We start from the raw sequence: 21,620 nt of genomic DNA, 5'->3' as shown, positions 1-21,620 counted from the left end.
CTCGCTTCCTTGGCTTCCGTTTTGCTGCCATTTGCGGCAGCTCGGGCGGAAGGTGCAAGGGCAATCTGCGGCGCGGCGCCGCTTTAGCGCCTCGACACAAACTTGCAGGCGATCGACGCGCGTGCGCGGCTCAGGCCGCAACCGCTTTCCTGATCCAGACCTTGTTGTCGTGGAAAGCGGCTCCGCCGATCGGCGCGATCGTGTCCGCGCCCGTCAGCATGTTGATGCCGCGGTCACCGATATGGTTCTTGTTGGGATGAACGGATTCCGCGATCAGCACGCCCCGCCGCACACCCTCGAACAGTGTGGCGATCAGCGTGGTCTCGCCGCGGGTGTTGCCGAGCGTCACGGCGTCGCCATGGGCGATGTCGAGCGCGGCCGCATCCAGGGGATGGATCATCACGCTCGCCTTGCCCTCGCGCGCCTGGGAGGACGGCGTCTCGTTGAAGGTGGTGTTGAGGAAGCTGCGCGACGGGCTCGTGGCAAGCCGGAACGGATGGGCCTGGTCGGAATGCTCGATCACCGCCCAATGGTCCGGCAGCGACGGCATCTTGTCGAAGTCACCCATCGTCTGGCCGAACGGCGGATGCGCCCAATCGGCTTTGAAATGGAATTTCCTGTCGGCATGGGCAAAGCCGTCGAGATAATGCGACGTGCGGAAGTCCGGCTGCAGGTCGCGCCAGAGGTCGGCTTCGAGGCCGGCAATGTCGCCGTGGTCGCTCAGCTTCAGCGTCGCGTCGATCAATTCACGCGGCGTCAGCTCGAACCCCGGATGCCTGGCGCCAAGCCGCGGCGCCAGCGCCTGCAAGACCTCGTGGTTGGAGCGGCATTCCCCGGGCGGGTCGATCAGCTTCGGCCCGACCGAGATGTGTTGGTGGCCGCCGCCGTAATAGAGATCGTCATGTTCCATGAACATCGTCGCCGGCAGCACGATGTCGGCCATCTCCGCCGTCTCGGTCATGAACTGCTCGTGCACCGCGACGAACAAATCCTCGCGCGCAAAGCCCGCGCGCACCAGCGCCTGCTCCGGCGCCACCGTCATCGGATTGGTGTTCTGGATCAGCATCGCCTTGACCGGACTCTTGCCGTGCAGGGCCTTGGAATCGCCGGTGAGGATGCGGCCGATCTGCGACTGGTCGAGCGCACGGATGGTCTGGTCGATGGCGTCGTGGCCTTCGATGATGGATTCGTTGAAGTGCCACAGCGCATAATTATTGAAGAAGGCGCCGCCGCCTTCATATTGCCAGGCGCCGGTCACCGCGGGAATGCAGTTCGCGGCATGCATCTGCGCTGCGCCGTTGCGCGAGCGGGTGAAGCCGTAGCCGAGCCGGAAGAAGGTCCGCTTGGTCTCGCCGACCAATTTGGCAAAGGCCTCGATCTCCGCCACCGGTACGCCTGAGATCGCGGACGCCCATTCGGGGTTGCGCGTCTTCAGATGCGCCTCGAGCTCGTCAGGGCAATCGGTGTACTTGTCCATATAGGCGCGGTCGGCATGGCCGTCGCGGAACAGGACATGCATCACGCCGCAGGCGAACGCGCCGTCGGTGCCGGGCCGCAGGATGATCTTGATGTCCGCCTGCTTCATCGTCTCGTTGTCGTAGATGTCGACGGCCGCGATCTTGGCGCCACGCTCCTTCCGCGCTCGGGCGGCGTGCGTCATCACGTTGACCTGCGTGTTGACGGGGTTGGTGCCCCAGATCACCACGAGATCGGAGAGCGCCATCTCGCGCGGATCGACGCCGGCGATCTTGCCGGTGCCGATCGCGAACCCGATGCGCCCGACATTGGCGCAGATGGTCTGATAGAACCGCGAATATTTCTTCACATGCGTGAGCCGGTTGAGGCCGTCGCGCATCACCAGCCCCATCGTGCCGGCGTAATAATAGGGCCAGACCGATTCCGCGCCGAATTCGCGCTCGGCCTGGTTGAAGCGATGCCCGATCTCGTCCAGCGCCTCGTCCCAGGTGATCCGCGCAAATTGGCCGGAGCCCTTCGGCCCGGTGCGGCGCAGCGGATACATCAGCCTTTCAGCATGATGGATGCGCTCGGCATAACGGGCGACCTTGGCGCAGACCACGCCGGCCGTATAGGTCTGCTTTTTCGAACCGCGGACGCGACCGATGCTGCGTCCCTCGACCACCTCGATATCGAGGGCACAGGCCGACGGGCAATCGTGCGGACAGGTCGAATGGCGGATTTCGATCTTGGCGTGCTGGTTCATGTCCAATTTGGTAACACCAAAATACCTGTCAGCCGAGGGTATTTATCCGGCAATGCCCATGCGAATTGCTCAGACCGCGTGCGCTGCCGGTTCCTGCCGCGACCGCGAAGAGCCGCGCCGCCACACCAAAAACCGCCCGATATTCCAGGCCCGATCGGCTTTGTGAGGCGTCGACAGTCCACCTCCCCTGCCGCTACAGTGCCACCAACAAGAACGACATCAGGGAGGTGGGTGTGACGGCCCGACAATTCATGCTGGCGCTGGCCGCCGGCCTGCTCAGCGCATGCTCCGCAGCCCCGTCCCTGGCGCAGGAATATCCCAACCACGCGGTCCGGATCGTCGTGCCCTTCGGCGCCGGCGGGCCGGCCGATGTCGCAGCCCGGCTGATCGGCAATGCGCTCCAGGAGAGTTTTGGCCAGCCCTTCGTGATCGAGAACCGCACCGGCGCGGGCGGCGTCATCGGCACCGTCGAAGCGGCGAAGTCACCCGCCGACGGCTACACGCTGTTGATGATGTCCAACACCCAGACCGCGAACGAATCCCTGCTGACGCCGGATAAACGCAAATACGAGCTGATGCGCGACCTCGCACCGATCGCACCGGTGAACTCTTCCGATCTCGTCATCGTGGTGAACCCGCAAGTCGCAGCGAAGACGCTGCAGGAGTTCGTCGCGCTCGCCAAGTCGCAGCCGGGCAAATTGAACTACGCCTCCTCCGGCCAGGGCACGCCCTATCACATGGCCGGCGAGCTGTTCAAAGCCATGGCCGGCATCGATCTCGTCCACGTCCCCTACCGCAACAGCGGCGAGGCACGCAGCGGCGTGATCGGGGGGCAGGTGCAGATGATGATCGACGCGGTGCCGGCGATGGCGCCGAACATCGGCGAGAACCAGGTCCGCGCGCTTGCGACCACCGGCAAGCAGCGCTCGGCGGTGCTCCCGAACGTACCGACAGCCATCGAGGCGGGCGTAGCAGGCTATGAAGCCACGATCTGGCTCGGCCTGATGGCTCCGGCCGGCACGCCGAAACCCGTTATCGACAAGCTCAATGCCGCCGTGAACGCGATGGTGAAGCGGCCCGACATCATAAAGCTCTGGACCGAGCAGGGTGCCGCGCCGATGTCGATGACGCCGGAAGCGTTCGACAAATTCCTGCGCGGTGACATCGAAAAATGGGCCGACGTCGTCAAGAAGTTCGACAAGTCCTGAGGCCGTGGAGCGACAATGCCCACCATTCAATTCCAGCTCAACGGCACTGCGGCGGCCGTGGATACCGATCCGGATCAGACGCTGCTCGATGTGCTGCGCGGCCGGCTCGGCGTCACCGGTCCGCATTTCGGCTGCGGAGCCGGCGAGTGCGGCGCCTGCCATGTCATGGTCGGCGATCGCGCGATGGCCTCCTGCGACATGCCGATGTGGTCGGTCGCGGACAAGGACGTCGTCACGGTGGAAGGCCTCGGCACAGCGGCGCAACCGCATCCGCTGCAACGTGCCCTTATCGCCGAACAGGCGATGCAATGCGGCTATTGCGTATCGGGAATCCTGATCGGCGCGGCGGCGCTGCTCAAGCGCAATCCGTCGCCGACGGAGGCCGAGGTGAGAAACGCGCTTGATCGCAATCTGTGCCGCTGCGGATCGCACAACCGCATGGTCCGCGCCGTGCTGCGGGCGGCCTCGGAGATGGCGGCATCATGAGTTCGGCATCCCCTGCCCCGACGCTGCCGGTCAGCCTTGCGGCCAATCCGAAGCTGTCGTCCTGGGTGAAGCTCAACGTCGAAGGCCGTGTGGCGATCTCGCCCGGCAAGGTCGAGATCGGCCAGGGCATCGTCACGGCGCTGGCGCAGATCGCAGCGGACGAGCTCGACGTCGATATTGGCCGCGTAGAGATGATCCGCGCCTCCACGGCGGCAAGCCCGAACGAGGGCGTCACCTCGGGCAGCCTTTCGGTCCAGCAGTCCGGCCGCGCGCTGCGCCACGCCTGCGCCGAGGTCCGCCAGCGCTTCCTCGTCGCCGCATCCGAACGTCTCGGCGTCGATGCGTCGCTGCTCGATATCCATGACGGTACGATCTCGGGCCCCGGCAATGTCAGGACCAGCTATTGGGAGCTCGCAGGCGACGTGTCGCTCGATCACGACGCCAATGCGGGCGCGACAGCGAAGATCGTCGCGAAACGCACTGTGGCCGGACATTCGGTCCAGCGCGTCGACATTCCCGACAAGGTGTTCGCACGACCGCGCTTCATTCATGACTGTCCGCTGCCGGACCTGCTGCACGGACGCGTGCTGCGGCCGGACACCTCGGGCGCCAAGCTGATCGCGCTCGACGAGACGGCTACGCGAGCCGTTCCCGGCCTCGTCGCGATCGTGCGCGACGGCGGCTTTTCCGGCGTGGTTGCCGACAGCGAGGCAGCGGCGGAAGCCGCGCTGAAAGCCTTGCGCAGGGGCGCGACATGGTCGGCCGGTGAGCCGCTGCCCGATGAAGCTGATCTCGCCGGATTCCTGAAGAGCCAACCGATCGAGACGACGGTCATCGACACCAGGATGGCTGCAACGACGGGCAAGCCCACTCGGACTCTCCGCCGGCATTACACCCGCCCCTATATCGCACACGCCTCGATCGCGCCTTCCTGCGCGATGGCGCAATGGGACGGCGATCATGTCCATGTCTGGACGCATAGCCAGGGCGTCTACCTGCTGCGCGCCGACCTCGCGATCGTGCTCAAGCTGCCAGCCGAAAACATCGTCGTCGAGCACATCGAAGGCGCCGGCTGCTACGGGCACAATGCCGCCGACGACGTCGCGCTCGATGCCGCGCTGCTGGCGAATGCTGCCGGCGGCCGTCCGGTGCGGGTGCAGTGGTCACGCCACGACGAGATGTCCCACGCGCCGTTTGGCGCTGCGATGGCGATCGAGATCGAGGCCGATCTCGATGCGGACAACGAGATCGTCGGTTGGCGCCACGCGATCTGGAGCAACGGCCACGCGGCGCGGCCGGGGCGCGCGGCACAGCCCGCGCTGCTTGCCGCAACCGAGATTGCGACCCCCTACCCCCGCATGATCTCGACGAATCCGCCCGCGGCCAATGGCGGCGGCGGCGACCGCAACTCCGTTCCCATCTACGACCTTCCGGCCTGGACGATCACGAGCCACCGGCTTCTGACCATGCCGGTGCGGACCTCGGCACTGCGGACACTTGGCGGACAAGGCAATGTCTTCGCCATCGAAGCCCTGCTCGACGAGATCGCCGCCCTGCGCGGTGAAGACCCGATCGCGTTCCGCTTGCGTCATCTGCGCGACGAACGGGCAAAGGAGGTCATCCGCGCCGCGGCACGACGCGCGCAGTGGAAACCGCAGAAGAAATCCGGCATCGGTCATGGCGTCGGCTTCGCCCGCTACAAGAACACGGGGGCCTATTGCGCGGCGATTGCGGAGATCGAAGGCACTGATGACATCCGCGTCAAGCGGCTGACGCTTGCGGTCGATGTCGGGGAGGCCGTCAACCCGGACGGCGTCATCAACCAGATCGAGGGCGGCGCGATCCAGGCCACGAGCTGGGTGCTGAAGGAACGTGTCCGCTTCGACCGGACGCGCATCACATCGACGTCCTGGACCGACTATCCGATCCTGACCTTCAGCGAGGTACCGGCGGTGGATGTCGAGATCATCCAGCGACCGGAGATCGAGCCGGTCGGCGCCGGCGAAGCCGCCCACGGCCCGGTGACCGCAGCAATCGCGAATGCCGTTTACGATTGCCTCGGCGTGCGCGTGCGCGACCTGCCGATCACCCGCGACAAGATCATTGCAGCCATGGAGCTAGCATCGTGACGACAGTGAGCATTTTGAGTGGAGGCGCGGCGCAAGGCCTGGTGCGCGGCCTCAGCGATCCCTTCAAGACGCAGACCGGCTTCGGCATCGACGGCGAATTCGGCGCGGTCGGCATCATGGCCGACAAGCTGCGCACGGGGACGGCGGCCGATCTCGTCATCCTGACGCAGGCGCTGCTTGCAAAGCTTGCCGAAGAGAAGCTCGTCAGTCCCTCCTCGATCTCGGATGTCGGGCGGGTCGAGACCGCGCTGGCGGTCCGTAGCCGCGATCCCAAGGTGACCGTGAAGACCGAGGCCGATTTGCGCGAGGTGTTGCGCAGCGCCGACGCGATCTTCGTTCCCGACACCAGGGCCTCGACCGCTGGACAGCATGTCGCAAAGGTCCTGGATCAACTCGGCATCGCCTACGAGGTTGCTTCGCGCCTCAAGATCTTTCCCAACGGCGCGACCGCGATGCGGGAGCTAGCGGCGTCCACCGCCGCGCATCCAATCGGCTGCACGCAGGCGACCGAGATCATCGCGACCGACGGCATCGCGCTATCAGGAGCGCTGCCGCCGGGCTGCGAGCTCGTGACGATGTACACGGCCGGCGTGACCATTCGGGCCGCACATCCCCAAGAGGCGGCCGCGCTGATCGCGTTGCTGACCGGCGCAGACCGCAAGGAGCTGCGCCAGCGCGCAGGCTTTACCGGCTAGATAACCGCCCTATGTGTGCAACTGGGTGAGGCCGGTCGGCGGACCGTCGACGGCGGTCCAGCCGCCATCGACGAACAGCGTGCTGCCGCTGACATAGCTCGCGGCGTCCGAGGCGAGATAGGCGACGGCCGTTGCGACCTCGTCGGCGCTGCTCCAGCGGTTGAACACGGTGTGGCCGGCGTAGAGATTGTAGATGTCGGGACGCTGCTTGAACGGGCCGGTCAGCGCGGTCTCGGCGATGCTCGGCGCGATCGCGTTGACGCGCACGCCGGAGCGTCCAACCTCGGAAGCAAAGCCCTTCACCAGCAGGCCGATGGCCGCCTTGGTCGAGCCGTAGACGCCGAGGCCCGGCTCGATGGTCACCGCCCGCACCGAGGAGCAGGCGATGATGCTGCCGCCCTTCTGCTCGACCATGATGCGGCCGAAGGCCTGGAAGAACCAGACCGTGCCCTTGATGTTGAGGTTGAGGACGCGATCGAGATCCTCCTCAGTGTAGTCGAGGATGGTCTTGCGGATGTTGAGCCCGGGCGTCGTCACCGCGATGTCGAGCCGCGAAAATTTCTGCATCACGGTCTTGGCCAGCGCATTGACGTCCGCAGCGCTCGCAGCGTCACACGCAGCCGCCTCGGCCCAGCCGCCCTGCTCACGAATGCCGGCGGCGGTTGCCTCGGCGGCGTCAAGCGCGCGATCGGCGCAGACGACACGGGCGCCGAGCCCGGCCAGCGCCTCGGCCGACGACTTGCCGATGCCCGAGGCGGCACCGAGCACGACGGCCGTCTTGCCGGTGAGATCGAAGAGCTTGCGATAGTCAGTCACGGATAGATTCTCCCTGCGTTGCTGCTATCCCTTGTAGCCCATCAACAGGCGGGGCAGCCACAGCGAGAAAGCGGGGACATAGGTCACGAACATCAGGGCTGCGATCAGGGCGGCGTAGAACGGAAGGATGGTGCGCATCACCGCGCCCACCGAGATGCCACCGATGGCGCAGCCCACGAACTGCGTCGTTCCGACCGGCGGGGTGTTCAGCCCCAGCGCGCAGTTGATCAGCATCAGCATGCCGAACTGCACCGGATCCATGCCCGCCTTCATCGCGATCGGCAGGAAGATCGGCGTGCAGATCAGGATGGTCGCTGCCATGTCCATGAACGTGCCGAGCACGAACAGGATGACGTTGATGAGCAGGAAGATGACCCAGGGCTGCGTCGAGACCTTGCTCATCATGTCGCCGGCGAAGTCGGCCACCTCGTAAAGCCCCATCAGATATTGGAACATGGTGGAGACGCCGATCAGCAGCAGCACCACGCCCGTCGTCTTCACCGCCTTGGCCGCCGCGCGCAGGAAGTTCGGCAGGGTCATGGTACGGTAGATGAAGAACGTCAGCAGGATCGTGTAGGTGACCGCCACGGCCGCGGATTCGGTTGCCGTGAACACGCCCGACAGGATGCCTGTGAGGATGATGCCGACGATCAGAAGGCCAGGCAGAGCGGCCGCGAACGAGCGAAAAACCGCGGGCCAGCCCGGGAACTTGCCGGCCGGATAGCCCCGCTTCACCGCAACCCCGTAAGCGGCGACCAGCATGCACACCATCAGCACGAGCGCCGGCAGGAGGCCGGCGGCGATCAGCGCGCCGATCGAGACCTTGCCGCCGGCGGCGAGCGCATAGATGATCATGTTGTGACTGGTCGGCATCAGCGCTCCGACCAGCGAAGCATGGGTGGTGACGTTGACGGCGTAGTCGGTGTCGAAGCCTTCCTTCTTCATCATGGGGATCATCACGGCCCCCATCGCCGACACGTCGGCCACGGGCGAACCGGACACGCCGCCGAACAGCGTGCAGGCGACCACGTTCGACATGCCGAGCCCGCCGCGGATGTGCCCGACGAGATTCTTGGCGAGCTGCACGATCTTGTCGGCGACGCCGCCATGCAGCATCAGCTCACCGCTGAAGACGAAGAACGGGATGGCGAGGAAGGAGAAGATGTTCATCCCCGACATCATCTGCTGGAAGATGACGGCGACCGGCAGGCCTTCGTAGAGGATGGTGCAAATCGCCGAGAGGCCGATCGCGAAGGCGACCGGTACGCCAAGGACCAGGAAGCCGAAGAAAGTGGCGCCGAGAATGATCAGTTCCATGAGGGGACGACCTCTTCGCCGCGCAGGAGAGCGATGATGTGCTCGATTGAAAAGGAGACGATCAGGACGCCGGAGGCGATCAGCGGCACGTAGCGGATGACCTCAGGAAGGCCGAGATTGGGGATCTTCACGGTTCCGACCGACGCCCCGAGGATCCAGCCGTTGTAGGCCATCGCAATGCCGAACACGGCCACCAGAATGTGGATCACGAGTTCGATCTTCTCTCGCAGGTGATCCGGAAGCATCACCAGCAAACTGTCCATGCCGATGTGCCCGGCATCGCGCACGCCGACAGCGGCGCCGATCAACGTGACATAAAGGATCAGGACCAGCGCAAGGTTCTCCGTCCAGGTCGGACTGGAATTGAGCACGTAACGTCCGAACACCTGGTAGAACACGATGGTGACGATGACGAGCAGCCCGGTCACCGACAGATACATCCCCGCACGAGCGACGGGAGCATTGATCCGGGACAGCAAGCCGGTGGACGGGCGTCCGGCTACGTCCTGCTCGTGGCTTGCGACATGTGGGTCTGTCATCCAGGTCTCCTTGCAAGTCTCCTTGCGCGTCTCCGTGCGTCGGTCCGGCGTCGCCAATCGGCGACGCCGGACCGACGCTATGGCCTTACTTCGTGTCCTGGATACGCTTGACGAGGCCCTTCAGCTTCTCGTCACCGGCAAACTTGTCGTACACCGGCTTCATCGCGTCGACGAACTCCGCCTTGTTGGCGATCGTCACGACCTGAACGCCGGCCGCTTCGACGGTCTTGCGGGACGCCTGCTCACGCTCGTCCCAGAGCTTGCGCATGACGGGCACCGATTCCTTGGCCGCCTTGCGGACCATCGCCTGATCTTCCTTGCTCAGCGTGTCCCAAACCGTCTTGGACATCACGAGAACTTCGGGCGCCAGAGAGTGCTCGGTGACGTTGTAGAACTTGGCGGCCTCGAAGTGGCGCGAGGACTCGTAAGAGGGCCAGTTGTTCTCGGCAGCGTCCACCAGACCGGTCTTGAGGGCGGTATAGACCTCGCCATACGGCATCGGCGTCGGATTGGCCCCGAGGCTCTGGATCATGCCAACCCACAGGTCGGATTGCTGGACGCGAATTTTCAGACCCTTGAGGTCCGCGAGCGACTTGATCGGTGCCTTGACGGTGTAGATGGACCGGGCGCCGCTGTCGTAATAGGCGAGGCCGACCAGGCCTGCGGGCGCCATGGCCGCCAGGATCTCGTCGCCGATCGGCCCGTCAAGGACGGTGCGCATGTGCTGCGTGTCCCGGAAGATGAAGGGCAGGCACAACGCGATGGTTTCCGGCACGAAGTTGTTCAAGGGCGATGCGTTGATCCGCATCATGTCGAGTGCGCCGATCTTGAGCTGCTCGATGGTGTCCTTCTCGGAGCCCAGGGCTCCGTTGGGAAACACTTTCACCCCGAGCTTGCCGCCGCTCGCCGTCGCGAGCTGCTTGCCCATGAACTTGACAGCCTCGACAGTCGGATAATCGGCGGGATGGATGTCGGCGGAACGGAAATCGCGTGCGGTCGCCAAGGGGGCTGAGACCGCCAGCAGAGCGGCTGCGATGATGCCGGTGAGTGTCTTCATCTGGGCTTCCTCCTGAGGTGATTATATCGTTGGGCAGATGCTATGGGCCGCCTTGGGTCGCTCCACTTCAGGCGTGAAGTCAAGCGCCAATGTCGTCCCTAGGGCGGGCGGCATTCTGAGTCCAAGCCAAATGCGGCATCGATCAATGCTAGAGTTGCATCGATGGATCACGCCGGCTTCGGGCAGGCAATCTGCGAATGGTCCGCTTTTTCCGAAACCAGCTGGCGGTCTGCCGCGGGAAACGTTCATGCGCGTCGCTTGACGCCGCCGGTGCGGCCCCCTCAAGATACTCCGAAACAAGAACGGACCATCCCGAGGAATGCCCATGCCACGGAAGCTGATCGACATCTCCGTGCCGCTCAGAAACGACGTGACGGCCGATCCGCCGGGCAATCACCCGACGATCCAGTACATCGATCACCAGCAGGGCCTGCCGCGAATGCTGCAGTTCTTCGACGGCCTCACGGCGCAGGACCTGCCGGACGGCCAGGGCTGGGCCGTCGAGCAAGTCTCGCTATCGACCCATAACGGCACGCATCTCGATGCGCCCTGGCACTTCCATCCGACCATGAATCGCGGCGAGCGGTCATGGACGATCGACGAGGTGCCGCTGGAATGGTGCTTTCAGCCCGGCGTGAAGCTCGACTTCCGGCATCTCCCCGACGGCTACGTGGCGAGCGCCGACGACGTCGAGAAGGAGTTGAGGCGGATCGGGCATGCGCTGTCGCCGCTGGAGATCGTCGTTGTCAACACCGGCGCCGGCGCCAAGTTCGGCCAGGCCGACTATGTCAGCTCAGGCTGCGGCATGGGCTATGAGGCCACCATGTATCTGCTCGAACGCGGCGTGCGGCTGACCGGCACCGACGGCTGGAGCTGGGACGCGCCGTTCGTCCACACCGCGAAGAAGTATGCCGAAACGAAAAATGCCGGCCTGATCTGGGAGGGCCACAAGGCGGGGCGGCACATCGGCTATTGCCATCTCGAGAAGCTGCACAATCTCGACCAGCTGCCCTCGACCGGCTTCACCGTCTCGTGCTTTCCGGTGAAGATCGAACGGGCCTCCGCAGGCTGGACCCGCGCAGTCGCGATCATCGACAGCTAGTGGCCGTCAAGCCCGCTCTCGGCGAGTTCGCGCAAGGCATCAATGTCGAGCACGACGATGGCGCCGTGCTCGAGGCGAACCCAGTTGCGGCCCGCCCAGGCGCGCAATTGCTTGTTGATGCTCTCGCGCGTCATCCCCACCATCTCGCTGATCTCCTGCTGCGTGATGGCGAGCGTGCCGCTGCCGGAGTCGAAGTTGCGCTCTTCGGTGAGGCCGAGCAGCGCGCTCGCAAGCCGGCCCGGCAGATTTTGCAGAATCACCTGCTCGACCTGCTGGCTGGTCCAGCGCAGGCGCGCGCAGAGCAGCTCGATGAATTTCATTGCGAGCGCGGGCTGGCTCTTCACGAACGGCAGGAAGTCCCGGCGATCGATGATGTAGAGCTCGCAATTGGTGTTGGCGGTCGCATCGGCCGACCTGGGGGCACCGTCGAGCACCGCGATTTCGCCGAAGATCTCTCCGGGACCGATCAGATTGAGAATGGCGTTACGGCCGTCGGGTGACGAAGAGGAAATCTTCACCGTCCCTGTGATCACCGCGAACAGATTGTTGCCGGGATCGCCCTTGGCGGCGATCGTCGCGCCGCGCTTCACCGTGGTGTGCTTGGCGTAACGGCAGAGCTGATCCAGCGCGTCCGGCTCCAGATCCGCAAAGATCGGGTGCTTGCGCAGGACCGATAATTTATTCCCCGCCACTTGTCGGGGGTCGCCGGTCTTGTCCTGAGGCACGCCACTGGGCTCCTAAGACTGCGAGGCACTGGAGTTCCTGCGTAGTCAGTGTTGCCCAGTTTTTCAACCGGTAAAGCATGCTCCCTATTTGAGGCAAACGCGGCGAAAATGCCCCGGTCGGGCGCGAAGCCAGCATCCGAAGGATGAGCCAATGCGTCCCGATCGATGCAGAGTTGCAAGCGCCGCAAGCCGCCTTGCGTTGAGGCGCTGCCAACCGTCACGACCTCGCACGGCATAGCCCGCGCGGCGGGTACCGCAAAATGCGACTGTGATCTCAGGAGCTTCGACGCTTAGCGTCTGACTCGGCCCGGGCTGCACTGGTTTGCCGGTCTGCCCAAGCCAGAGCCCAGGCGAATGCGACAAAGATTGCCACGACAATGATGCTCACAAGCAACGCGTCAGCCGGCATGATACCCTCCCCGATGGTTTGAGCCATTATTCGGGGCATTCGGCCGGGTGCATTGATGCCGATCAAAAATTGAGCAGCCCTGCGCCGGGATCAGGCTGCGGCCAAGGCCTCGACCTTCGCCGGATCGAGCAGACTGATACCGCCATGAATGATCTCGATCACGCCGTGGCGCTCCAGCTTGGTGAAGGTGCGGCTGACGGTCTCAATGGTCAGGCCGAGGTAGTCGGCGATGTCCTGGCGGCTCATCGGAAGCGGAACCGTGTCCGACGCCCCCTTCAGCGAGGCCAGCCGCTCGCGCCAGCCGAGCAGAAAGGCGGCAACCTTTTCGTCCGCCGAACGGCGGCCGAGCAGGACCATGTGGTCCCGGGCCTGGCTCAGCTCGCGAATCGCCAGCTCGTTGATCCGCCTGAGGAGATGCGGCCGGTCCTCGATGAAACGGCCGAAGGGCACCTTCGCGAACTGGCACGCGGTCACCGCGCCGATGGCATCGGCCGAAAAATTGTGCCTGCCCAAAATATTCATCCCCAGGAAATCGCCAGGCAAGGCAAAGCCCACGATCTGCCGGCGGCCGTCGGGCAGCAGCTTGTACAGCCGCATGACTCCCTCAAGGAGATTGTAGAACAAGGTCGTGATGTCCTCCTCGGAGAACACAGTCTCGCCTGAGGCAAAATGGACGCGCCGTCCGAGATGCTCGAATTCCCTGAGCTCAACCGCATCCAACGACGAACAAACCGCTGATCCGCGGACGGCGCAATCGCTGCAGAGCTGCCAGTTCGGCTCAATCGTGACTACGGAAGGCTTCATCGACCGCTCCAAGCGCCGGCTGCCCCATCAGGCCGATCCCGCCGCGCGGCTGCATTTTACTGCACTGCGCCAAAGCCGGTTGACCCAGATCAATTTTGGAGGGAATCCCCGCCCTATTCTTCTCCCAGACTTAAACGGGGTCACTTTACATGCTGCAAGGAATGCTGCGTCACGGGTTGATCGGGTTGTTTCTGATGACGCCTGCCCTGGCGGCCCCGTCCGCCGAACAACGCGGCAAGGCCTTTGCGCGGGCCAATTGCGCGCGCTGCCACGCGATCGACCGTGCGTCGAACAGCCCGCTCAAGATCGCACCGCCGCTGCGGGCCCTGCACCAGCGTTATCCAATCGAGAACCTTGGGGAGGCGCTGGCAGAAGGCATCAACACCGGCCACGCCGACATGCCGGCCTTCGAGCTCAGTCCGGATCAGATCCACGATCTCCTGTCCTACCTCAAGACCCTGGAATAGCCGGCGTCACACCGCCTGCACCGTCCAGCCGATCAGCTCCTTCGCGATGCGCGTGAAGGCCGTATCGAACGCTGCGACCGCTGCGGCCGGCTCGACCTTGTCGAGCTTTTCGCTGGTCTCGACGAGACGCGAGGCGATCACCTTGCCGTTCTTGTCGACGATCCGCGCCGACAGTCCGATCTCGACCCGTGTCTCCCCCTCCGTGGCAATGCGGAAGCGCCTGATGTCGATCAGCAGCTGATAGTCCGCCTGCCCGAGATCGGCCGTGCGCAACGGCGCGTGGGCGATGTCGTAATTCTCGAAACTGTCGATCAGCCGCGCCTGCACCAGCTTGGGAATGCTGTCGGCCCAGAGGAAGTCCACAAAGCCCGGATTATCGCCGCCGGGCGCGAACAGCATGCGCTGGGTCTGGAGCATGGCGACCGCCGTCGGCTCGGGAATGGCCAGTGACGCCGAGAGCGTCTTGCCGGCCGGACCGAGGTTCTGCGGCGTGCGCAGGTCGTAGGTGACTTTCTGCGCCGGCGTTCCGCCGCCGGTCATCTTCTCCAGGCCCGCCAAAATGCCGTCAATCTTGCCGGTGTTGCGCGCAAGCCCGTCGGAGAAGGTCTTGAGATTGGCGATGGTGTCCTTCAGCGGTCCCGAATTGTCCTCCAGCACGGTGTCGACCCGCCGCAGCGCATCGCGTGCGGCCTGCGTCATGCTCTGGCCCGCACCGGCCTCGGCGATCAAAGTCAGGGGCTCGCCGGATTTGGCGACGATGATGCCGCCCTCCAACGTCACCACCGGCACGCCGGTCAGCCCCTGGAAATCGAGCCCGACCTTGCTGTCGGCGCGCACCGGCGTGGTTGAAGCTACCGATATCGTCGCATTGACGAAGCGTGGATTGTCCGGCGCAAGCCCGAGCTGGGTGACCTCGCCGACGCGGATGCCGTTGAACAGCACGCCGGCGCCGACCAGAAGCCCGGGCACCGGGCCCTGGAATTGCACGTGATAGTTCGTGCGCGGCCCGATGCCGCCAGTGTTGTTCAGCCAATAGACGAAGCCGAACACCGCGACGATCGCGGCCAGGACGAAACTGCCGATCAGCACGTAGGGAGCGCGGGTTTCCATGTCTCATCTCATCTCGTGTTGCAGCATCTGCGAGCGCTTGCCATGGAAATAGGCGCGCACCCAGGGATGCTCGGATTGCAGCAGTTCGCGCATCGGACCGATCGCCACGATCTTGCCGTCGGCGAGAGCGGCGACGCGATCGCAGACCGTTGTCAGGCTCGCCAGATCATGGGTAACCATGAACACGGTGAGGCCGAGGGTCTTTTGCAGTGTCCCGATCAGCGCGTCGAAATCGCCGGCCGCGATCGGATCGAGGCCCGAGGTCGGCTCGTCCAGGAAGAGGATCGGCGGATCGAGCGCGAGCGCGCGCGCCAGCGCCACGCGTTTGGTCATGCCGCCGGACAGCTCCGCCGGATATTTATCGGCGTCCTGCGCCCGCAGCCCGACCATTTCGAGCTTGGCGATCGCGATCTCGTCCATCAGCTCCTGCGACAGGACGAGATTTTCACGGAGCGGAAACTGGATGTTCTGCCGGACCGTCAGCGAGGAGAACAGCGCGCCCTGCTGGAACAGGATGCCCCATGTCGTGGCCGCGCCTTCGGTGCGGCCGCCGATTGGCCGTCCCGTGACCTCGATGGTCCCGCCTTGGCGCGGGATGAGGCCGATGATGGTTCGCATCAGCACCGACTTGCCGCCACCGGACGCCCCCACGAGCCCGAGGATCTCACCCCGGCGCACGTCGAGCGACAGATGATCGAGCACCGTCTGCCGGCCGAAGCCGACCACGAGGTCGCGGACGCGGATCGCGAACTGCTCTTGCGATTCGCCCATGATCACATTCCGATCGAGGCGAAGAAGATCGCGAACAGGCCGTCGAGCACGATCACCAGGAAGATCGACTTGACCACTGACGTCGTGGTCTGTCGTCCCAGCGACTCGGCGCTGCCCTTCACGCGCAAGCCCTCGCTGCAGGCGACGATTCCGATCACCAGCGCCATGAACGGCGCCTTCAGGATGCCCACCTCGAAATGGGTGACCGAGATCGCCTCGTGCAGCCGCGCGATGTAGATCGCCGGCGCCATGCCGCCGTAGAACTGCGCGACCAGGCCGCCGCCATAGAGTGCGGCAATCGACCCGATGAAAGCAAGGATCGGCAGCGCAATCACCAGGGCCGCAACCCGCGGCAGGATCAGGACGTGGACTGGATCGAGGCCCATGGTCGAGAGCGCGTCGATCTCCTCGCGCATCTTCATCGAGCCGAGCTCGGCAGTGTAGGCGCTTCCCGAGCGGCCGGCGACCATGATGGCGACGATCAGCACGCCGAGCTCGCGCAGCACCAGGATGCCGACCATGTCGACGGTGTAGGACTCCGCGCCGAACCTGCGGAAATGGAAAAATCCCTGCTGGGCGATAATGGCGCCGATCAGGAAGGTGATCAGCACGACGATGGGGATGGCCTGCCAGCCGATGCGGTAGAGCTGATAGATCAGCGATGTCAGCCGCAGCGAGCGCGGCCGGCGCAGCACGCCGATCACGGCCATGGACAACGCGCCCAGCATTTGAAGAAAGATCGTGATGTCTTCGCGGGCGCCGACCGTGGACTTGCCGAGATCGTTCAGCCTGAGCAGAATCGGGTTGGGTGCAGGCGTCGGCGGCGGCGTGTGGCGATTGACCTGACGCACCTCGTCCATCAGGCCAGTGAAATGGTCGGCGACACCGACAAATTCGGCCGGTCTACCGGCTGATGAGGCCCTGCGCGACAGCTTTTCCAGGACCCAGGCGCCGAGCGTGTCGAGTGCGCTGACGCCTGACATGTCCAGCGTCACGGCTCTGGATTGATCGACATCCGCCCCGACCGACCGCGACAATGTCTCCAGCATCGACACGTTCGCGGCGACCCACGGCCCTTCCGGGCGCAATTTCAGCCCTTCGCCGGATGGCGTTGTCAGCAACAGCGGTTCGGAGTTCACGCTTCCACCTCATCGGGACAACCGGGTCCCCATTCAGCCGGCAATTCTAGGCCAGCATGTGGCGGCCGGTTTGACCTGTCTCAAGACCACGACGCGCCTGCCTCCTTGACGCAAATCAAGCGTGGTTGCACCGGTGGGTCTTAGGTTCGCTCCCATTCAACGGAGATATCGAATCCATGTTCGACAGCGACAGGATGAGCGAAGAACTGCGCACACTGAAGGTTGACGTCACGCGCTTGCTGAGCACGGCCGGCGAGGAGATGTTCGACAGTTCGAAAGACCGCGCGGAGGCGCTTGCCGATCAGATCAGGGCCGCGCTCGCCGAACTCGGCGAGACCGTTGACGAGGAGCAGGAGCAGCTTCAGGGCCTCATTGCTGAGCGCCCGATCACATCACTTGCCTCGGCCTTCGCGCTCGGCGTGGTCGTCGGCTTCATGCTGCGGAGACACTAAGTGAATACGGAAAATGTCGTCAAACATCTGCGTGCGCTCTGGCGCACCGACAGGATCATCGCGGACATCAGGCTGCGCCACCTGCTGATTGGCCTCGGCCTGCGCGCCTTTGCGGCGCTGATCGCCGCGTTCGGGCTCCTGATGCTGGAGCTGTCCGCCTATTTCGCACTGGTGCAGATCTGGAGTGCAATTGCCGCGGCCGCCATCCTCGGTGCCGTCAATTTTGCCATCGCAGCGATTCTCTTCGTGATTGCCGGCCGGCCTCCGTCAGGCCGCGACATCGAGCTCGCCAACGAGATTCACGGCGCATCCATCGAAGCTCTTCAGCTCGAGGCGCGCACACTCCAGGCCCAGGTGTCGGGCGCCGTGCATCATCCGCTCAGCACGATCGTGCCCGTGCTGGTGCCGCTGATTGCGGTCCTGATCAAGACCCTGCGAAGGACGGCCAAGGACTCGGCCGCCGCAAATTCGGCTGAAGCGCGCTCATAGCGGGCGCGCTCAGAGTTTCAGCCTGACGTCGCAAATATCCGGCTCGGCCGGATCCGGCTTCACCTCGAAGCCGAGCTGCCGGCACATCTCGAGCATCACGGTGTTCTCCTGGAGCACGTCGCCCGAGATGGTCTTCAGGCCTTCCGATCTCGCGTAGTCGATGATCAACTGCATCAGGGCCCATCCGAGCCCCCTGCCCTTGAGATCGGACCGCAGCAGGATCGCGTATTCGCCGCTCTCGTAGATCGAGTCCGAGTGGAGCCGGACCACGCCGACCATCTCGCCGGTGGCCTCGTCGAATGCGATGAAGGCCATCGCGCGGGCATAGTCGAGCTGGGTCAGACGGGCGATGAACTCGTGGGTGAACTCCTTCATCGGCGCGAAGAAGCGCAGGCGAAGGTCGTGCGCCGTGACATGACGCAAGAATGCGTGGATGGTCGGCTCGTCCTCCGGACGCAGGGGCCGCGCGAAGATCCGCCAGCCCTCCTTGAGCTTGAGGCGGCGCTCCCATTGCGACGGATAGGCCCGAACGGCGAAGTTGGCGGCGCCGGAGCCGGCAAACTTCCGTTGCGGCGGCCCGACTGCGACGCGGGCATCGACCGCGGTCACGCCGGTTTCATCCGCGAGCAGCGGATTGATGTCGAATTCGCGGATCTCGGGAATGTCGGCTGCCATCTGCGCCAGCTTGACCAGGAGCATGGCGACGGCGTCGGGCTTCACCGCCGGCACGTCCCGGTAAGCGCGAAGCAGCCGTGACACGCGCGTGCGGTCGATCAGGTCGCGGGCCAGTTGCAGATCGAGCGGCGGCAGCGCAAGCGCCTTGTCGTTGATGATCTCGACCGCGGTCCCGCCGCGGCCGAAGACAACGACGGTGCCGAAGGTGGGATCGTCGGCGAGGCCCAGGATCAGCTCGCGCGCCTTCGCCTTGACGACCATCGCCTGCACGATGACGCCCTCGATGCGAGCTTCGGGACGTAGCTTCCTTGCCCGGGCAATAATGTCGGTGGCAGCGGCGCGCACCGCTTCGGGCGTAGTTAGATTGAGCACGACGCCGCCAACATCGGATTTATGGACGATGTCGCGCGACAGGATCTTCAGCACGACGGTGGCGCCTTGCGCGAAGATTTCTTTCGCGTAGGCCACCGCCTGCTCGACATCAGCGGCGGCATAGGTCGGAACCATTGCGATGTCATAAGCCTCCAGCAGAAGCTTGATCTCGACGGGTTCGAGCCATTCGCGGCCGTCGGCAATCGCAGTCGTAACAATCTGCCTGGCAGCTTGCGCGTCAGGCACGAACGTATCGGGCATCGCCGGAGGAACCTGGCTCAGCTCCTCCACGACTTCGCGATGCCCCACGAGGTACATGAAGCCACGCACCGCGTCGTCTTCGGTGGGATAGTTCGGAATGCCGGCGCCGGACAGTGTTTCGATGATGTTCTGGTCTGCTCCGATCCACGAGGCGAGCACAGGCTTGGCCCAACTGCGGTGCTTCTCGCGATATGCCTTGACGCGTTCGGTCACCATCGTTGCGATATCGGCAGCCGAGGCGATCGCGGTCTGCACATTGAGGACCAGGACGGCGTCGTTGTCGGGGTCGGCGAGCAGCACCTCCAGCGCCGCCGCATAGCGCGACGCATCGGCGTCGCCCACGATGTCGACGGGATTAGCGCCGGACCAGGTCGGCGGCAACGCGTCATCGAGTTTCTTGCGGGCGTCCGCCGAGATGGTTGCTGGAATTCCGCCGAGCTCGACCAGCCGATCGATGGCAAGGACGCCGATGCCGCCGCCATTGGTCAGGATGGCGAGGCGCTTTCCCGTCGGTGATTCGACGCGGCCGAGCGTCTCGGCGCAATCGAACAGCTCGCGCAGATCGGAGACCCGCAGGACGCCCGCGCGGCGGAACGCCGCGTCATAGACGGCGTCGGCGCCCGCGAGCGCGCCGGTGTGCGTGGCGGCCGCCTTCGCGCCCTGCGCCATGCGGCCGGACTTCACCACGACGACCGGCTTCACGCGCGCGGCGGCGCGCGCTGCCGACATGAACTTGCGTGCGTCCTTGATGGACTCGATATAGAGCAGGATCGCGCGAGTCTTGTGATCCATCGCGAAATAGTCGAGCAGATCGGCAATATCGACGTCGATCTGATCGCCGATCGAGACGATGCCGGAGAAGCCGACGCCGCGCTGCGCGGCCCAATCGACCATGCCGGCCGCGATCGCGCCCGATTGCGAAATCAACGCGAGATTTCCCGCCCCCGGCATGTGTGCGGCAAAACTCGCATTGAGGCTCACGCCGGGCATCATGATGCCGAGGCAGTTCGGCCCGATCAACCGCATGCCGAATTTGCGTGCCGCAGCGATGGCGGCCTCGTGCAGGGACCCCGGTCCGTGACCGAGCCCGGCCGAGACGATCAGCGCGCCCGCCGAGCCGCGACGGCCGGCTTGATCGATAATGCCGGGAACCGCGCTCGCCGGCGCGGTGATGACCACAAGCTCGGGCACGAACGGCAATTTGTCGAGGCTGTCCACCGCAGCGACGCCGCTGATCTCGGCATGGCGCGGATTGACGAGGCCGAATTGCCCCGTGAATTCAGCCTTCTGGATGTTCTCCAGAACGGCACGTCCAACGGAGACCGGGCGGGCGCTCGCACCGACGAGCGCAACGGAACGCGGTGACAGCAGGTTCTTCAGACGATAGGTTGACATGAAAGCAAATGCGCCCCGGTCGGTGGCGGTTCCGATGGTTGACGATCAGGCCGACAAACTGGCTACCCGCCTAGTACGAGATCATAACCCAGCACGGTGGCTCGCCAATGACGGTCTTTGTCACACCACCCCAGACGATCTCGTTCAGGCGCGAATGATGATAGGCGCCCATCACGATCGCGTCGATGGCATGGGAGTTCGCCCAGCTTCCGAGCACCTTGCCGATCGAGCTGCCACTGCCCGTCGCGGTTTCGAACGAGGCGAAGACCCCGTGCTCCCTTAAGTGATCGACCAGAGCCGTCCCGGATTGCACGATCGCGTCGGACTTGTCGTCCGCTACGGTCACCACGCGGACCGAGGCGGCTGCCTGAAGGATCGGGAGCGCGTCGCCGACCGCACGCGCCGCACGCGCGGAGTGATCCCAGGCGATCATGACGTTCTCGAATTCCGGTCGCAGTTTGTCCACATGCTGCTCCGGGCAGAGCAGCACCGGCCGCCCGGATTCGAACAGGAGCGTCTCGATGATCTGCTCGGTCCGGCTGTCGTGCGGCTTCACGGGGACGAGCGTGAGATCGCTGAAACGCCCGTGCTCGGCCAGGATTGACGCGATCTGGTCTGCCGGCACCTTGGCCGACCGACTTTGAGCGCGAATGTTGGCGCGGGAGGTTGCATGGGTGAACGCATTCAGGAGATGCTGCATGTCGCTCGCCCCAACCGACCCTTTTGTTTCGGCCGCATCGGAATCATCGGGGAGCACCACCGTCGGCCGCACGAAGACATCGTCTTCGAGTGCAAGCGCGGTGATCCTGGCGCCGAGGTCGGCGGCAACGGCAACGCATTTCTCGATCGCAGCAAGGGCCGGCCCGCGTGGCTGGCCGACGAGCGGTAGAAAGACGTCCTTTATGGGCATCGGGATTCTCCTTGGCCACCAGAATAGTCCGGCTTTAGTCGGGACGCTTGATCCTCGTCAAACCCCGGGAA

The 21,620-nt window shown here is 64.6% G+C and carries 20 protein-coding genes; 8 read left to right on the top strand and 12 right to left on the bottom strand.

The window, feature by feature from the left end; genetic code table 11:
• Positions 1-130: 130 nt before the first annotated feature.
• Positions 131-2,221 carry a molybdopterin-dependent oxidoreductase gene (locus JQ591_RS23370; RefSeq protein WP_211398323.1) on the bottom strand — a complete coding sequence of 697 codons (2,091 nt, stop codon included), beginning with the start codon at positions 2,219-2,221 and terminating at the stop codon, positions 131-133.
• A gap of 251 nt (positions 2,222-2,472) precedes the next feature.
• On the opposite strand from JQ591_RS23370, the gene JQ591_RS23365 reads away from it, so the two are divergent.
• Genes JQ591_RS23365 through JQ591_RS23350 form a run of 4 tightly spaced genes read left to right on the top strand, consistent with a single transcriptional unit; the run spans position 2,473 to position 6,739 of the window.
• Complete coding sequence (locus tag JQ591_RS23365; protein WP_211398461.1) at positions 2,473-3,429, top strand: tripartite tricarboxylate transporter substrate binding protein; 957 nt, start codon at positions 2,473-2,475, stop codon at positions 3,427-3,429.
• A gap of 15 nt (positions 3,430-3,444) precedes the next feature.
• Positions 3,445-3,915 carry a (2Fe-2S)-binding protein gene (locus JQ591_RS23360; RefSeq protein ID WP_211398322.1) on the top strand — a complete coding sequence of 157 codons (471 nt, stop codon included), beginning with the start codon at positions 3,445-3,447 and terminating at the stop codon, positions 3,913-3,915.
• Positions 3,912-6,044, top strand: a complete 2,133-nt coding sequence (locus JQ591_RS23355; protein WP_211398321.1) for a xanthine dehydrogenase family protein molybdopterin-binding subunit — start codon at positions 3,912-3,914, stop codon at positions 6,042-6,044. The genes JQ591_RS23360 and JQ591_RS23355 overlap by 4 nt, the downstream gene beginning before the upstream one ends.
• The gene (locus tag JQ591_RS23350; RefSeq protein WP_211398320.1) at positions 6,041-6,739 is read left to right on the top strand and encodes a molybdate ABC transporter substrate-binding protein; all 699 of its coding nucleotides are present in this window, start codon (positions 6,041-6,043) and stop codon (positions 6,737-6,739) included. Before JQ591_RS23355 ends, JQ591_RS23350 begins: the two co-directional genes overlap by 4 nt.
• Before the next feature lie 9 nt (positions 6,740-6,748).
• On the opposite strand, the gene JQ591_RS23345 is transcribed toward JQ591_RS23350, so the two are convergent.
• The 4 genes from JQ591_RS23345 to JQ591_RS23330 all read right to left on the bottom strand — a co-directional run bounded on the left by JQ591_RS23345 (position 6,749) and on the right by JQ591_RS23330 (position 10,468).
• On the bottom strand, positions 6,749-7,555 hold the full coding sequence (locus JQ591_RS23345) for an SDR family NAD(P)-dependent oxidoreductase (protein WP_211398319.1): 807 nt from the start codon (positions 7,553-7,555) through the stop codon (positions 6,749-6,751).
• A 24-nt stretch (positions 7,556-7,579) separates the two neighbouring features.
• Positions 7,580-8,872, bottom strand: a complete 1,293-nt coding sequence (locus tag JQ591_RS23340; RefSeq protein ID WP_211398318.1) for a TRAP transporter large permease — start codon at positions 8,870-8,872, stop codon at positions 7,580-7,582.
• Positions 8,863-9,411 (bottom strand): TRAP transporter small permease, encoded by a 549-nt coding sequence (locus JQ591_RS23335; RefSeq protein WP_211398317.1) that lies wholly within the window; start codon positions 9,409-9,411, stop codon positions 8,863-8,865. Before JQ591_RS23335 ends, JQ591_RS23340 begins: the two co-directional genes overlap by 10 nt.
• 85 nt (positions 9,412-9,496) lie before the next feature.
• Positions 9,497-10,468, bottom strand: a complete 972-nt coding sequence (locus JQ591_RS23330) for a TRAP transporter substrate-binding protein (RefSeq protein ID WP_211398316.1) — start codon at positions 10,466-10,468, stop codon at positions 9,497-9,499.
• A 325-nt stretch (positions 10,469-10,793) separates the two neighbouring features.
• On the opposite strand from JQ591_RS23330, the gene JQ591_RS23325 reads away from it, so the two are divergent.
• On the top strand, positions 10,794-11,570 hold the full coding sequence (locus JQ591_RS23325) for a cyclase family protein (RefSeq protein ID WP_211398315.1): 777 nt from the start codon (positions 10,794-10,796) through the stop codon (positions 11,568-11,570).
• Here the strand turns inward: JQ591_RS23325 and JQ591_RS23320 are convergent.
• Together JQ591_RS23320 and JQ591_RS23315 are read right to left on the bottom strand one after the other, a co-directional pair.
• On the bottom strand, positions 11,567-12,295 hold the full coding sequence (locus JQ591_RS23320; RefSeq protein ID WP_211398314.1) for a Crp/Fnr family transcriptional regulator: 729 nt from the start codon (positions 12,293-12,295) through the stop codon (positions 11,567-11,569). The genes JQ591_RS23325 and JQ591_RS23320 overlap by 4 nt on opposite strands.
• Positions 12,296-12,794: 499 nt before the next feature.
• Positions 12,795-13,508, bottom strand: coding sequence for a helix-turn-helix domain-containing protein (locus JQ591_RS23315; protein ID WP_211398313.1), 714 nt, complete (start codon positions 13,506-13,508; stop codon positions 12,795-12,797).
• 149 nt (positions 13,509-13,657) lie between these two features.
• Between JQ591_RS23315 and JQ591_RS23310 the strand changes: the two genes are divergently transcribed.
• A complete protein-coding gene (locus tag JQ591_RS23310) occupies positions 13,658-13,975 on the top strand; it encodes a c-type cytochrome (protein ID WP_211398312.1) in 318 nt (105 codons plus the stop codon).
• 6 nt (positions 13,976-13,981) lie between these two features.
• On the opposite strand, the gene JQ591_RS23305 is transcribed toward JQ591_RS23310, so the two are convergent.
• From JQ591_RS23305 to JQ591_RS23295, 3 genes are read right to left on the bottom strand one after another with little or no spacing between them, the layout of a single operon-like run.
• Positions 13,982-15,085 (bottom strand): ABC-type transport auxiliary lipoprotein family protein, encoded by a 1,104-nt coding sequence (locus JQ591_RS23305; protein ID WP_211398311.1) that lies wholly within the window; start codon positions 15,083-15,085, stop codon positions 13,982-13,984.
• 3 nt (positions 15,086-15,088) lie between these two features.
• Complete coding sequence (locus JQ591_RS23300) at positions 15,089-15,856, bottom strand: ABC transporter ATP-binding protein (RefSeq protein ID WP_027519252.1); 768 nt, start codon at positions 15,854-15,856, stop codon at positions 15,089-15,091.
• A 2-nt stretch (positions 15,857-15,858) separates the two neighbouring features.
• On the bottom strand, positions 15,859-16,995 hold the full coding sequence (locus tag JQ591_RS23295; RefSeq protein WP_211398310.1) for an ABC transporter permease: 1,137 nt from the start codon (positions 16,993-16,995) through the stop codon (positions 15,859-15,861).
• Positions 16,996-17,171: 176 nt separating this feature from the next.
• Between JQ591_RS23295 and JQ591_RS23290 the strand changes: the two genes are divergently transcribed.
• Both JQ591_RS23290 and JQ591_RS23285 read left to right on the top strand, forming a co-directional pair.
• A complete protein-coding gene (locus JQ591_RS23290; protein WP_211398309.1) occupies positions 17,172-17,447 on the top strand; it encodes a hypothetical protein in 276 nt (91 codons plus the stop codon).
• Positions 17,448-17,936: a phage holin family protein gene (locus JQ591_RS23285; RefSeq protein WP_211398308.1), complete on the top strand. Its 489-nt coding sequence runs from the start codon at positions 17,448-17,450 to the stop codon at positions 17,934-17,936.
• Between the two features lie 9 nt (positions 17,937-17,945).
• Here JQ591_RS23285 and JQ591_RS23280 read toward each other — a convergent pair whose 3' ends face one another.
• Positions 17,946-20,639, bottom strand: coding sequence for a bifunctional acetate--CoA ligase family protein/GNAT family N-acetyltransferase (locus tag JQ591_RS23280; RefSeq protein ID WP_211398307.1), 2,694 nt, complete (start codon positions 20,637-20,639; stop codon positions 17,946-17,948).
• 70 nt (positions 20,640-20,709) lie between these two features.
• Complete coding sequence (locus tag JQ591_RS23275) at positions 20,710-21,549, bottom strand: universal stress protein (RefSeq protein ID WP_211398306.1); 840 nt, start codon at positions 21,547-21,549, stop codon at positions 20,710-20,712.
• Positions 21,550-21,620 lie beyond the last annotated feature (71 nt).

The organism is Bradyrhizobium canariense, assembly GCF_018130465.1.
Lineage (GTDB): Bacteria > Pseudomonadota > Alphaproteobacteria > Rhizobiales > Xanthobacteraceae > Bradyrhizobium > Bradyrhizobium canariense_C.
This window is presented reverse-complemented; position numbering and strand designations above follow the sequence as displayed.